The sequence below is a fragment of the Mycobacterium palustre genome (assembly GCF_002101785.1).
Classification (GTDB): Bacteria; Actinomycetota; Actinomycetes; order Mycobacteriales; family Mycobacteriaceae; genus Mycobacterium; species Mycobacterium palustre.
This window is the reverse complement of sequence record NZ_LQPJ01000107.1, coordinates 33,605-46,827: the sequence shown is the minus strand read 5'-3', so window position 1 is coordinate 46,827 and position 13,223 is coordinate 33,605. Positions and strand designations below refer to the sequence as shown.

The following is a 13,223-nucleotide window of genomic DNA, read 5'->3' as shown; positions in this document are numbered from 1 at the left end:
CACATCTTTACACTATGTCCTGTCTAGATGTGCTGGCAAGCTGTCCCGAGCGGCGGGTCAGCCGGATATTGCCCAAGGAAAGGCCGCCAATGTCGGAAGCCGGATCACAGGGACCCGTATTCGTTGTCGGAGCCGGCCCGTCCGGGCTTGCTGCGGCTCACCGGCTTACCCGGCGGGGTGTCGACGTGGTCGTCCTCGAGCGGCGGGACCGGGTTGGCGGGCAGTTGCTGACCGTCCGGCGTGACGGCTTCCTGATGGAGACGGGGGCCACCGTGCTGCCTGAGGCGTACTCGTCGGTGATGGCGCTGGTGGACGAGATCGGCATGCGCGATGAGCTGATCCCGTCCAACTCGCTGATGGGCTTCGTTCGCGACGCCAAGCTGCACTTGCTGCGGGCCGACAACCTCGCGATCGACGCCGCTCGCACCAAATTGCTTTCCACCCGGGCCAAGTTGCAGGTCGGCAAACTGGCTTTCGACGCGATGCGGATCGGCAAGCTGCTCAGCTATGAGGACCTTTCCGTCGCCAGCGCCTACGACGTCGAATCACCGGCGGCGTACGCGCGGCGGCGCGGCATCGATGGCGAGCTGTACGACTTCCTCATCGAGCCGACCGTTCGGGCCGGGGCCGGGGTGCCCGGCGACGTCATCTCGGTGGTGGAGTTCTTTTTCCTCTGGCAAAAGGTTCTCGGCACAAAGCTATACGCCTTCCGGGACGGCTACTCCTCCTTCATGGAGCGCATTGCGGCACCGCTGGATGTACGCCTGGGAGTCACCGTCGAACAGGTGATAGAAGACGCCGACGGCGTCGAGATCACCTGGACGGGACCCGACGGCCAGCACACCGAGCGGGGGGCCGGCGCCGTCGTCAGCTCGATGGGCAACGAGGTACCCGACCTGCTGCCGCAGCTCGACCCCGATCGCGCCGCATTCCTGCGTGATTTGCGGTACACGTCGTGCATCAACATCAACGTCGGGTTGGCGCGCCCTCCAGCGAACATGCCCGCGTCGTTCGTCGTCTTTCCCCGGCCGGCCTCGGACGCGTTGTTCGCGATCATCGCCGAGCACAACAAGGCTCCCGGCCGCACACCGCCCGGCAAGGGGCTGATCGGCCTGTACTCAATGAACGAGTGGGCAGTCGAGCATGCCGATGAGGACGACGACACCTTGCTCGCGGGTCTGCTGCGCGACGCCGAGCCCCTGATGCCCGGCCTCGACAACGACATCGAGTTCGCTCGCGTGAACCGCTGGTATCCCGTGCTGGTCTACAGCCATCCCGGTCTGTACCGTGAGCTCGGCCGCTTCCACGCCACCCGCCGCCGCAACAGCCGCATCCACCTGGCGGGCTCCTACAATTCCTCGGGCAACGTCAACACCGCCGTCGCCGCGGGGGAACGGGCGGCCCGCGAACTCGGCGAAGCGCTCGGCACGCCGGCTCACGCCGCGACCGCCCGCCGGCACCCAGCTGCCCGAACGACCTGACCGGCGGCCCGTGGCCATGCCTGCCGATGTTGGGAGCGCATAGGATGTCCACGATGCCCGGCAAACTGACCGCTCCTGTGAGGCGAGCGGGGCACGTCAGAGAGGATAGGCGCCGAGCGATCGTCGCGAGGCTCGCGCCGGCACTGGAAGAACTTCTCGGGCAGGGCGCGATTTATTCGGATCTCTCTGTGGCGCAGCTCGGCCGGGCGGCGGGTATCTCGCGCTCACGCTTCTACGTTTACTTCGAGGACACCGGAGACCTGCTCCGCGCCCTGACCGAAGATGCCGTCGTCGAGCTGTTCGAAGCGACGTTGGCGTGGTGGGCCTTGCCTCCGGACGGGACTTGGAGCGACCTACGCGTGGTCACCGAACGGATCTTCTCGACCTACCTGCGTCATCGTCATCTGCTCACCGCCGTGGAGCAGGTCGCCACCTATGACTCCACTGTGCGCCAGCACTTTTCGTCGCTATTCAACGCTGCCCTGAAAGGCTATTCGACCGAGCTCGCGCGTGCGCAGGCTGATGGTGCGCTCGACCCGTCGCTGGAGGCGCAGCGCACGGCCAGGCTGCTCGCCTCGCTCACCCAGAGCGGCCTCTACGAACTCACGGCCACCGGGCGCCTCGACGACCCTGACCCCTGGATCGACAGCCTCACCACGATTGTGTGGCACAACCTCTACGCCGCGGTCCACGATGCCCCCGAGCACGCGTAGCCGCCAGAGCGACCGAGGGTGGCGGCGCGCCGCCACCCGCCAGAGACTACGCCGGGGGCTGGAAAACCTTCACGCGCAAGGGTTGCGTTACACCGAGATCAGCGTTGAGAAGCTCAGCGCGGCGGCCGACCTGACGCGCACTACCTTCTACGCATACTTCGAGGACAAAGTCGACCTGCTACTCGCCTGGCTCGACGATGTCCGCGACGATGTGGGGGCCGCTCCCGCGACTTGGGCCGCCGGCCCCACCGCGCCTACCCGCGCCGAGCTGCGTCAGCGCATCGACGAGGCCCTGGCTCGCTACCGGCCACACGCGAGTGTCCTTGCCGCCCTGCGCGACACCGCGCTATTTGAGGCGCGGGCCGACTCCGCCTACCGGGCTTTAGTACACCAGAGCGTCGATGGCCTGCGCGACCACATCGAGCATGGGCAAACGGGGGGTTGGATCCAGCCCTCACTCCCTGCGCTTCAAGTCGCAACCTGGCTCGCCAGCATGGTGCATCGCAGCCTCTCGGCATCCCCGCCGCTCGACGACGCCGAGTACGCGGAGCACCTTGACGGCTACACCGACATCTTCTGGAACACGCTGTACCGGCCCGCTCGCGTCCGTCCCGTGGACGTGACGGACGCGCCGCCTCAGCGGAAGTCCATCCAGTGACCGTGCGGGGTCCAACCCATGTGGAAGGGGAGCTCGATCTTGCAAATGGGACCGGCGGTGATGTCGTCGGTGTCGAAGATCTGGAACTCACCGCGACGATCGCCCCACCATGAAACCGGCACGATGATGTAGCCGTCGCCTTCGGGAGAGTCGGTGGTGCGCGGCGCGAACGAGGCCTCGAGCACCGCGGCCAATTCGCCTTCTCCACGGATCTGATAGACCTGCTCGGTCACCTTGTCGACGTCATTGCGGATGAGGCTGTCCATCCGCATGCCCCTCTTCTTGGGCCGGCCCCCGATCTGAAAGCCGTACCGGTGTCCTTTCCCGTAGAAGCGCTGGTCGACCTTGCATATCTCGGACGGCAGCTCCGACAGCTGCTCTGACTTAGTGTCACCCGTGGTGAGGTTGACGGTCCACCGCCCCAGGTAGCTGGCCGCGTTGCTGAAGAACAGCGCGACCTGGTCACCTTCTTTGAAGTCGTGCTCCATCGGGAACGGCGGCTTGTCGAAAATCGGCGCGTCGAGGATGAGCTGGTCACCCCGGACGTTGGCCGTCATCGTGTGCATGACGTATTGCGCAGGCAGACCGGTTTGGATCCAACGGATCTCGCCCTGCAGGTTATGGCGCGGGATCAGCGCGAGGGTGATGGGAAGTTCCGGATCCCAGCCGAAGACGGCGAGCCCCTTGGCATTGCGCTGCAGGTCGATGATGAACGGCTGGAACGGCATGACAACCCACTCCGGCGTCAGCCAAATGTCGTGCGCCACCGTGTTATACGGGGCATCCCACAGATCGCGGGATTCCACCGTGCCGTCGGGGTGCACGTACTTCATCGACACGTAGGGCGCCGTGTCGCTATATGACCAGCCGTAGAGAATGCCGGTGTCCTCGTCCCACTTCGGGTGGGCGCAGAACGTGCCGTCACCGAAGCACACCGGTTTGTGGGGCCCGCTGGACAAAGCCGGTGCCCAATCGACGATGCCCTTGGTTTCCAATGTGATTGGGTCGATGACCTGCGGGGGACAGCCGTATTCGCCGGAAACCACCAGCTCGCCGGCGAACGGGAAGATGTTGATGCTGGCGGTGCCCTGTGGGGTGTGGGCGTTCTCCGGGGTACGCAACACCTCGCCGATCCCGTAGTCGCGGTAGTCGCCGAACCCGCCGTCGGTGTAGTCAAACATGCCGCGGCCGTGCTTGTCTTCCAGCACGTACTTCGGGGTGCGTACCCAGCGGTTACGGAAGTCAGCCCGGCCGTTTTCAAAGACCAGGCCCTGAACCATTCCGTCCATCGCCAGCAGAGGAGTCGTTCCCTGGCTGGTCGGCCGTTTCCAGCACGGTCCGGTGCGGTAAATGCCACCGGCGAGATCTTTGGGGATCTCGCCGTGGGTGACGATGCACTCCTCGACCGTGGCCTCAAAACGCATCGGTTGAAAGGGCCCTTTGGTGGTCACCGTGTCGGGAATGGAGTAGCCCATGGTTTGCTGGCTCCTTATCTCTTGGCAGATAGCTTGCCGGCGTGCCCCGTATCCGGGGTGCCGATGCTGACGATACTAGCGCGGCGGCGCCGTTTTGAAAACGATCACTTGCAGATGTCGTAAGCGGCGCAGGATCGGAATGTCGGCCAGCATCAGGCTCAGGTCGGTTTGTCAGAACCGATCATGCGTCTTAAATGCGCTGGTCACCGCCGTTATTCGTCTCGATTGGCACATCGAGGCCGCAGCAGGCGATGACGCTCCCGAAGCGGTTCTGGAGGCTTTTCGTAAGCGATCGTTATCACATTATCTTGACGACGCTGAAACCGGCACGTTCCAGCGCCGCCGGTTTTCAGACGATTACCGTCGAGGCGTATCGGGAACTGTTGGCCACGGGACTGGCTCTGCGAGCTCGATGCCGCTGATCGGCGAGCTCTGAGCGGGCTTTTCGCCTCGCTCGCCGACCGCAAGGCACCGCCGAGCAGTCGCAGCTACCTAGAACCTTCCTGCTGAACGTTGGCGCTACCGTTCAGAACGGTTGTTCACGTGCGACCGAGCGGCCGGCGAAGAGCATTGGACAACCCTGGTCGGCGGAGTTGCCTGCGATGCGGTATCGTCCTCAGCGACCGGTAGTGGAACTCGAGTTCCGCCATGAGTTGCGGTCCGCCAAGTCGACTCTGATGGACACGACGTACCGACGATCATGGTGTCGCGCGATGCCCGCGGTGGCTGGTAGGGGAAGGGAGAGTGGGTGTTTCGACTGCTCAAGAGAGCGTGGATACCGCTACTTCTGGTCGTCGTCGTCGCGCTGGGCTCTTACGTCGTCCTACGCGTCCGCGACAGTTTCGGCGCTAACGGCGGCATTGCGCGAGGCGATGTGAACGCCGATACGAAGCCGTTCAACCCCAAGCACATCACCTACGAGATCACGGGAGCATCGGGGGGCACTGTGAACGCAAATTATCTCGATGAGAACGGGCAACCTCATCTCGTAGAGAACGCCCCTTTGCCGTGGTCATACACCATCGTGACGACCCTGCCGTCGATGTCGGCCAACATCGTTGCCCAGGGAGACACCAACATTCGCCACCTTCGATGCCGGGTCATCGTCGACGGTCATGTCCGCGACGACCGCAGCATCGATGAATACGAACCGTTCATCTACTGTCTGGTGAAATCTGTATGAGTAACGAGCTCGCCCCACGGTCGCGCGTCGCCCGCCTGGTGCGTGTCCTGGCGGTCCCGATCATTTTGTTTTGGCTCCTCGTCGCGCTCGGCACCACACTGTTCACCCCCGAACTCGGCGAGGTAGCGGGAAAGCACTCGGTGCCCATGACGCCGAGGGATGCGGTGGCGTTCAAGGACATGATGAAGATCGGCCACAAGTTCCAGGAATTCGACACCGATTCCTCGGCGATGGTCGTTTTGGAAGGCGACGACAAGCTCGGCGACAGCGCGCACGTGTTTTACAACAAGATCGTCGAGAAGCTCAAGGCCAGCAAGCATGTCCAGTTCCTCCAGGATTTCTGGAGTGATCCGCTGACCGCCGCCGGCTCCCAAAGCCCGGACGGTAAAGCCGCCTATGTGCAGCTCTTCCTCGACGGTGCGCAAGGCACCACCCCCGCCCACAGGTCGGTCGCCGAGGTCCGCAAGATCGTCAAAAGTGTCCCACCTCCGCCTGGTGTCAAGGCCTACGTGACCGGCAACACCGTGCTCAACACCGACACGCTCATCGCCGCGCACAACAGCATGGATTTGATGACGGCGATCACGATCGGCGTCATCTTTGTGATGCTGCTTATCATCTATCGCTCCCTGAAGAACGCGATCCTCGCGTTGATCCTGGTTCGCTTCGAGCTCTATGCCGCAGAAGGCATCGTGGCTACCGCCGGCAATCTGGACATCATCGGCCTGACCCCGTACGCCGTCAGCATGGTGACGATGCTGACCATCGCCACGGGCACCGACTATTTCATTTTCCTGTTGGGCCGCTACCACGAAGCCCGATCCCGCGGCGAAGATCGAGAACAGGCGTACTACAGCGCCTTCAACGGCGTGCTGCACGTCATCCTGGGGTCGGGTCTGACGATCGTGGGCGCCTGTCTGTGCCTGACCGCGACGAAGCTTCCGTATTTCCAGACCATGGGAATACCGTGCGCCATCGCCTTGGTGGTGACGATGCTGGCAGGCCTGACGCTGGCCCCTGCGTTGCTGGCCGTCGCATCTAAGTTCGGTTTTTTCGATCCGAGACGTCAAGTATCGGAGCGGGGTTGGCGCAAGGTCGGCACTCTCGTGACGAGATGGCCGAAACCGATCATCGTCGTGACGACCTTCATCGCGGTGATCGGATTCGTCAGTCTGATGACCTACGTCCCGACTTACAACGACAGGAAGTTCACACCGCCGGACATCGCGGCCAACGTTGCGCAGACCGCAGCCGAACGGCACTTCACCACGGCGCGCATGAATCCGGAATTGCTGATGGTCGAAGCCGACCATGATCTGCGCGATCCGGCGGACATGTTGATTATCGACAGGATCGCCAAAAGCGTCTTCCATGAGCGTGGCATCGGGCGGGTGCAAACCATTACGCGGCCGCTGGGAGCGCCGATCGAGCACAGTTCGCTCCCATTCGTGATCGCCATGAACAGTTCCAACACCTTGCAGACGGCAAAATTCATGAACGACAGCATGGCGGCGATGCTCGAGCAGGCCGACGAGATGGGCAGAACGATCTCAGTCATGCAGCACATGTATGGCGTCATGAAGCAGATGACCGACACTACCCACGAGATGACCCGCGATATGCACACATTGCAGGCCGATGTCGAGCAAGTGCGCCAGCACGTTGCCGATTTCGAAGATACCTGGCGCCCGATTCGCTCCTACTTCTATTGGGAGAAACACTGTTTCGACATCCCGGTGTGCTGGTCGTTGCGGTCGATATTCGACACGCTCGACGACATCGACCTCATGGCCGACGACATTGGGAAGACGGTTAAAGACGTCGACAAGCTCGACACCCTGATGCCGCAAATGTTGGCCGATCTGCCAAGAACCATCGAGTCGATGACACGGATGCGCGATTACATGCTGGCCACCCACAGCGCCATGGCGGGTATTCAGCGGCATATGCAGGAGGGCGCCGAAGGCTCAACGATGATGGGAAACTACTTCGACCAAGCCAAGAACGACGACAGCTTCTATTTGCCGCCGGAAGTCTTCCAAAACCCCGACTTCAAGCGCGGGCTGAAGATGTTCGTCTCGCCGGACGGTAAGGCCGTTCGGTTCATCGTCACGCACCAGGGTGACCCCGCCTCGGTGGATGGGATCCGGCACGTCCAGGGCATCAAGCAGGCCGTCGCCGACGCGATCAAGGGAACCCCCCTGGAATCCGCGAAGGTGTCGCTGGCAGGCACCGGCTCGCTGTACAGCGACATGCAGGACGGAGTCGTCATCGACCTGACGATCGCCGGCATCGCAACGCTGATCCTCATCTTTTCGATCATGCTGCTGATCACCCGCAGCTTGGTGGCAGCCCTGGTCATCGTCGGTACGGTGCTTGCATCGCTGGGCACCGCATGCGGTCTTTCCGTGCTGCTTTGGCAAGACATCCTGGGGATCGGCTTGCAATGGATCGTGCTGCCGCTGACGGTCATCATCCTGCTGGCAGTCGGCTCCGACTACAACCTGCTGCTGGTTTCCCGGCTGAAAGAAGAAATCCCGGCGGGTCTCAACACCGGCATCATCCGGGGCATGGGCGCCTCCGGCCGGGTGGTCACCGCGGCCGGCCTCATATTCGCGGCGACCATGGCCTCAATGATCGTCAGCGACCTGGTGGTGATCGGGCAGTTCGGCACCGCGATCGGGATGGGCCTACTCGTCGACACGTTTATCGTGCGGGCCTTCATGACACCCGCGATCGCGGCCGTCCTCGGCCGCTGGTTCTGGTGGCCGCTTGACACCTTTGGCATGCGGAAGAAGGGCAACCCTGAGCCGGAGAGCGACACCGCGCCCATGCCGCAACTGACAAGCGTGTAGCGCTGATGGGGCATGGTGGGATCAGGCAGGCATCGGGCAGATGAGTGAGATGGAATCCAAGCTGCGCCAACGCACCGACGGCCGGCTGGACCGATCGCGTGATCCCGCGATCCTCAACGCCGCCCTCGCCGCGCTCACCGAACACGGGTACGACGCCACATGCATGGACGACATCGCCGCACGCGCCGGCGTCGGCAAGGCCGCCATTTACCGACGGTGGTCGTCGAAAGCCGCACTGATGACCGACGTTCTGGTCTATTGGCGGCCCGATCTGCGCACCGACGACCCCCCCGATACCGGCAGCCTGACTGGCGACCTACAAGCCCTCATCGAACGCGCGGTGCGCAACGACAATACCTTGATCACAAACGATCTGGTGCTCCGCGTCGCCTTAGAAGCCACCCGCGATACCCAGCTCGCCACGGCGCTTGATGACCTGTTGCTGCTGAGAGGCAGACGCATCATGTCTGCTGTGCTGGCGCAGGCCGCGGCCCGTGGCGAAATCTCCGCCGAACGGGACTGGTCGCTGGTCGCCGACGTACTCACAGCGATGAGCCTGCTGCGGGTGCTAAGCGGACAAACCGCCGACGCGGATTTCCTGCGTCGAGTCATCGACACACTCGTGCTGCCCGCACTGTCCACCTAGGACGCGGCGGGAATGCTGGCGTGCAATGCACCGGTCGCATGAAAACGCCACAGAGGGGTGCGTTCGTACGCGACCGGTGTGGGTGGCGCTCCGCGCCGGCACTATCGGCGGCCGGTCCGCGGCACCGCCTGACATCCCATTCCCCGCCTGCCGGCGAACACGGCCCGGGGGTTCTGGGCCTACCCGCGCGAGGTCGAATGTGTGCTTGCGCCGTATCGGACGTGCACGATGTCGGTGTCGTCGTAGTCACCGATGAGCAGTGGGGCGAGGTCGGCTTGGCCGCCGTGGTCGCCGAACCCGCGGCGGTCGTCACGCTCGACTCGTTCGACGCCTTTGCGGCACAGCGACTGGCGCGCCACAAACTGCCCAAGCGACTGGTTTTGGTCGACGCGGCGCATATTGACCGGCCATAGAAGCGGGGCGCCGCCCGGGATGTCGTCACCGTAGTAATCCGACATCGATGTCCGCCGCGACGGCAGCGTCTCGGGATCCGGAAGCGGTCGTGCGACATCAACGTGGGGCGCTCGCAGTTCATGTTCGATCGAAGGTCAAATTTCCCCGAAAGGGCAAGGTGGACGACACGATGCTGGTGGCCGGCGTTCGCCCGCCTTGCCGCTCGGCCACGATAAATGGTTGTCTGGGAACGCGAATCGCGTTCCGCCGGGATGTCAGACCCGGGTGGCGTAGGGCGTTGTTACCGTCCGTCCAGCAGCGCCATCACGGCTGACCGCTTCGCGAGTCTTCGAACTGGAAATCGCTTGCAGACCATCGTCTGGGCGACAGTCGCTCGGGCGAGATATTCGAATCGGCATTGCGACCCTCGGTCTCCGAGGTGTTTACTCTGAATTAAATTTAAGAAAGGTGGTTGCTGTGGTGTCCGAATCGACGCCTCGCCGAAAGAGCCATACCAGGACCACGGAGCCGTCCCGCTCAGGTGGCGCCACCGTCTGGGCCGCAATCGCTTTGGCATGGCTGGTAATAGCCGTTCAAGCGCTAATTCGATGGATTGTTTCCAGTGATTTCGGCCCGGCACCGCTTAAAGGACCGGACCGGATGCCGCTGTCGAATTTGGTGGCGTTGCGAATATTCGAGGGTCTCAGCATCGCATTGTTGGCCTACCTCGTCTGGGCCTGTGTGGTGCTGCCGTGGCGCCGGTCCGGCGCATTGAGCCTGGACGGCAAGTTCGTCCTCGGCGGGATGGCCGCCTTCGTCGCTGACGCATTTTTGAACTGTTACACCTACCTGTTCGCATGGAACGCCAACAACGTCAACTTGGGTGTCTGGACGGCGTATCTCCCGTTTCACAATCCGGCGGCCTCGTCGCGTTACGCGGAGTCATTGCTGTGGGGGCCACCGATGTACGTCTATTTCTGCGCCGGTGTGGCCATCGTCGGCTGCCCGGCCTATTTCGCGTTGCGGTCGCGCTGGCCACGGCTTTCGAACGTGTCGTTGCTGGCAATCGTCTTCGTCGGGGAGTTCGTGTTCGATTTCGTGGTCGAGAACCTGGCGATCCGATTGACCTACGGCTATGCCTACGCCCAAACCTACGGGCCGCTGACGCTGTGGGCGGGAAGCCAGTTCCAGTTCCCGCTGTACGAGCCATTTTTGGTTGCCGCACTCGGGCTGCTCTACACCTGGATGCGGTTGCAGGCCATTCCCTGCGGCGGCCGCTCACCGGTCGAACGCGGATTCGACCGGTGGAGCCCGGCCATGCAGTCGACGATAAGCACCCTCGCGGTCATTGGATTCTGTTGTGCTGCAACAATATTGATTTATCACCTGCCATTCAATTGGCTGGGCATCATCGGAACCTCGAAGGCCCATCTGCCGACGTACATGTGGCCGGGCTGAACCGACCTGGGCGGATTAATCCGCTGGATTGGCGTCTACCACATGAATGCGCAACTCATCCGGCAATCTCACGGCCGATGAGGTCCTTCATGACTTCTGTTGTCCCGCCATAAATGGTCTGAGCGCGGGTGTCGAGGTAGGCGCGGGCGACCGGGTACTCGACCATGTAGCCGTAGCCTCCGTGCAGCTGCAGGCAGCGGTCGATGATTGTGCGTTGGAGCTCACTGACGTACCACTTCCCCTTCGCGGCGTCAACGGGGGAGAGTTCACCCGCGTTGAATGCCTGGACTGATTTATCGACATATGCCTCCGCGATGTCCAGTTCGGTGGCCATCTCGGCGAGTTCGAAACGGACGTGTTGGAGCGCGGCGAGCGGCCGGCCGAACGCGTTGCGTTGCTGGCAATACTCGACGGTTTGGTCGAAAATGGCGCGCGCGGTCGCGATCGCCTGTGCGGTAACACCCAGCCGTTCCCGGGGAAGATGGCTCATCAGATACTGCAGCCCGCGGCCTTCTTCCCCCAGAAGATTGTCGAGGGGTACGGCCGCGTCATCGAAGAAGAGCTCGGCGGTGTCTTGGGCGGGCAGCCCGATCTTGTCCAGCTGGCGTCCGCGCCGGAACCCGGGCGTGTCGCGTTCCACGACAAACAAGCTGAAACCACGTGAGCCGGCCTGTGGGTCGGTAAGTGCGGCGACAATGACAAGGTCGGCCATGATGCCACTGGAGATGAACGTCTTCTGTCCGTTGAGAATCCAGCGATCACCGTCGCGGGTGGCTGTGGTGCGGATTCCCCTGAGATCGCTGCCTGCGCCAGGTTCGGTCATCGCAAGCGCGCCGATCAGTTCGCCGGACGCGAAGCCCGGCAGCCATCGCTGCCGCTGAGTCTCCGTGGTCAGATCGAGCAGATAGTGCAGCACCAGATCGTCCTGCAGGCTGATCGTGACGCCAAACGACAGGGCGTTGACCTTCGCGACTTCCTCGCAGACCACCATCCGGTAGCGGTAGTCGTGTTCACCGGCGCCGCCGTACCGCTCATCGACCTCCAACGCGTAAATGCCCGCCTTGGCGGCGTGGACGTAAACGTTTCGGTCGATCCGGTGGTCGCGGTCCCAATAATGCTGATGGGGAACGACTTCCCGGGCAAGGAATTCCCGGACCGTCCCTCGATAGGCTTCGTGGTCAGGGCCATACAGTGTGCGCCGCACTGGTCATAGCCTCTCGATGATCGTGACGTTGGCCTGTCCGCCGCCCTCGCACATCGTCTGCAGCCCATAGCGGCCGCCGGTGCGCTCCAGTTCATGGAGTAGGGAGGTCATCAAGCGTGCGCCGGTGCATCCGATTGGGTGCCCGAGAGCGATAGCTCCCCCGTTGACGTTGACACGGGCGGGGTCGGCGTCAAGCTCGGCCAGCCAGGCAAGTACCACCGGAGCGAACGCCTCATTGATTTCGACAAGATCGATATCGTCGATTGACAACCCAGTGCGTTTGAGTGCATGCCGGGTGGCCGGGATTGGGGCGGTCAGCATCATCACTGGATCAGCGCCGCGCACGGACATGTGGTGAATCCGTGCCCGCGGTGTCAGCTGGAATCGATCGACGGCCTCCTGTGAGGCGATCAGCAGTGCGGCCGCCCCGTCGGAGATTTGGCTGGCGACCGCCGCAGTCAATACGCCACCCTCGATCAGCGTCGGCAACTGCGCCATCTTTTCCAAGGAGGTGTCGGGGCGCGGCCCTTCGTCGACCGTGACATCGGCGTAGGGGATGATTTCGCGCTCAAAACGACCGTCAACAGTGGCGGCTACCGCGCGCTGGTGGCTCCTCAACGCGAATTGCTCGTTGTCCTCGCGGGTGAACCCCCACTGACCGGCAATCATCTCCGCGCCACGGAACTGCGAAATCTCTTGCTTACCATACCGAGCCTCCCAGCCGCGGCATCCGGTCCACGGATCGCTGGCGCCAAATGGTTCGCCGGCGGTGAAGGCGCTCAAGATCGGGTACTGGCTCATCTTCTGGACACCGCCGGCGACGATCAAGTCCGCAGTGCCGCTCATCACGGCCTGCGCCGCGAAATGTACTGCCTGCTGAGCGGATCCGCATTGTCGATCCACCGTCACACCTGGCACCGACTCGGGCAGGCCCGCTGCGAGGGCCGCCGTCCGCGCGATATCGCCGGCCTGGGAGCCGATGTTATCCAAGCAGCCCAGGATTACATCGTCGATTGCCTCGGGATCGAGGTCGTGTCGACCGACGACGACGCGAATGACGTTGGCGGCCATGTCTGCCGGGTGCTCATTGGCGAAACCCCCGCCCCGTCGGCCGACCGCCGTGCGAACCGCGTCAACAATGTAGGCTTCTGTCACTA

At 63.0% G+C, this 13,223-nt stretch carries 12 protein-coding genes; 9 read left to right on the top strand and 3 right to left on the bottom strand.

Features of this window, described 5'->3' with window-relative positions; all coding sequences use genetic code 11:
• Positions 1-14 precede the first annotated feature (14 nt).
• The 3 genes from AWC19_RS15565 (at position 15) to AWC19_RS15555 (ending at position 2,852) form a co-directional block, all read left to right on the top strand.
• Positions 15-1,481, top strand: a complete 1,467-nt coding sequence (locus tag AWC19_RS15565; protein ID WP_085078957.1) for an FAD-dependent oxidoreductase — start codon at positions 15-17, stop codon at positions 1,479-1,481.
• 53 nt (positions 1,482-1,534) lie between these two features.
• Positions 1,535-2,194 (top strand): TetR/AcrR family transcriptional regulator, encoded by a 660-nt coding sequence (locus AWC19_RS15560; protein ID WP_158090882.1) that lies wholly within the window; start codon positions 1,535-1,537, stop codon positions 2,192-2,194.
• 82 nt (positions 2,195-2,276) lie between these two features.
• Complete coding sequence (locus AWC19_RS15555) at positions 2,277-2,852, top strand: TetR/AcrR family transcriptional regulator (RefSeq protein WP_158090881.1); 576 nt, start codon at positions 2,277-2,279, stop codon at positions 2,850-2,852.
• Here the strand turns inward: AWC19_RS15555 and AWC19_RS15550 are convergent.
• The gene (locus AWC19_RS15550) at positions 2,831-4,327 is read right to left on the bottom strand and encodes a carotenoid oxygenase family protein (RefSeq protein ID WP_085078954.1); all 1,497 of its coding nucleotides are present in this window, start codon (positions 4,325-4,327) and stop codon (positions 2,831-2,833) included. The two genes, AWC19_RS15555 and AWC19_RS15550, sit on opposite strands and share 22 nt — an antisense overlap.
• A 139-nt stretch (positions 4,328-4,466) precedes the next feature.
• Between AWC19_RS15550 and AWC19_RS29210 the strand changes: the two genes are divergently transcribed.
• From AWC19_RS29210 to AWC19_RS15525, 6 genes are all read left to right on the top strand, one after another.
• On the top strand, positions 4,467-4,763 hold the full coding sequence (locus AWC19_RS29210) for a hypothetical protein (protein WP_142281213.1): 297 nt from the start codon (positions 4,467-4,469) through the stop codon (positions 4,761-4,763).
• 312 nt (positions 4,764-5,075) lie between these two features.
• Positions 5,076-5,510, top strand: a complete 435-nt coding sequence (locus tag AWC19_RS15545) for an MmpS family transport accessory protein (protein ID WP_142281212.1) — start codon at positions 5,076-5,078, stop codon at positions 5,508-5,510.
• Positions 5,507-8,365, top strand: coding sequence for an MMPL/RND family transporter (locus AWC19_RS15540; protein WP_085078953.1), 2,859 nt, complete (start codon positions 5,507-5,509; stop codon positions 8,363-8,365). The genes AWC19_RS15545 and AWC19_RS15540 overlap by 4 nt, the downstream gene beginning before the upstream one ends.
• Positions 8,366-8,405: 40 nt before the next feature.
• On the top strand, positions 8,406-9,011 hold the full coding sequence (locus AWC19_RS15535) for a TetR/AcrR family transcriptional regulator (protein ID WP_085078952.1): 606 nt from the start codon (positions 8,406-8,408) through the stop codon (positions 9,009-9,011).
• Positions 9,012-9,049: 38 nt separating this feature from the next.
• Entirely contained in the window at positions 9,050-9,424 is a 375-nt protein-coding gene (locus AWC19_RS31400; RefSeq protein WP_342743795.1) for an AMP-binding enzyme, read from the top strand.
• A 448-nt stretch (positions 9,425-9,872) separates the two neighbouring features.
• Positions 9,873-10,862, top strand: coding sequence for a spirocyclase AveC family protein (locus AWC19_RS15525; RefSeq protein ID WP_142281211.1), 990 nt, complete (start codon positions 9,873-9,875; stop codon positions 10,860-10,862).
• Positions 10,863-10,917: 55 nt separating this feature from the next.
• Here the strand turns inward: AWC19_RS15525 and AWC19_RS15520 are convergent, their stop codons facing one another.
• Positions 10,918-12,066, bottom strand: coding sequence for an acyl-CoA dehydrogenase family protein (locus AWC19_RS15520; protein ID WP_085078950.1), 1,149 nt, complete (start codon positions 12,064-12,066; stop codon positions 10,918-10,920).
• A gap of 3 nt (positions 12,067-12,069) precedes the next feature.
• Positions 12,070-13,221: an acetyl-CoA C-acetyltransferase gene (locus AWC19_RS15515; RefSeq protein WP_085078949.1), complete on the bottom strand. Its 1,152-nt coding sequence runs from the start codon at positions 13,219-13,221 to the stop codon at positions 12,070-12,072.
• Between the last annotated feature and the right edge of the window lie 2 nt (positions 13,222-13,223).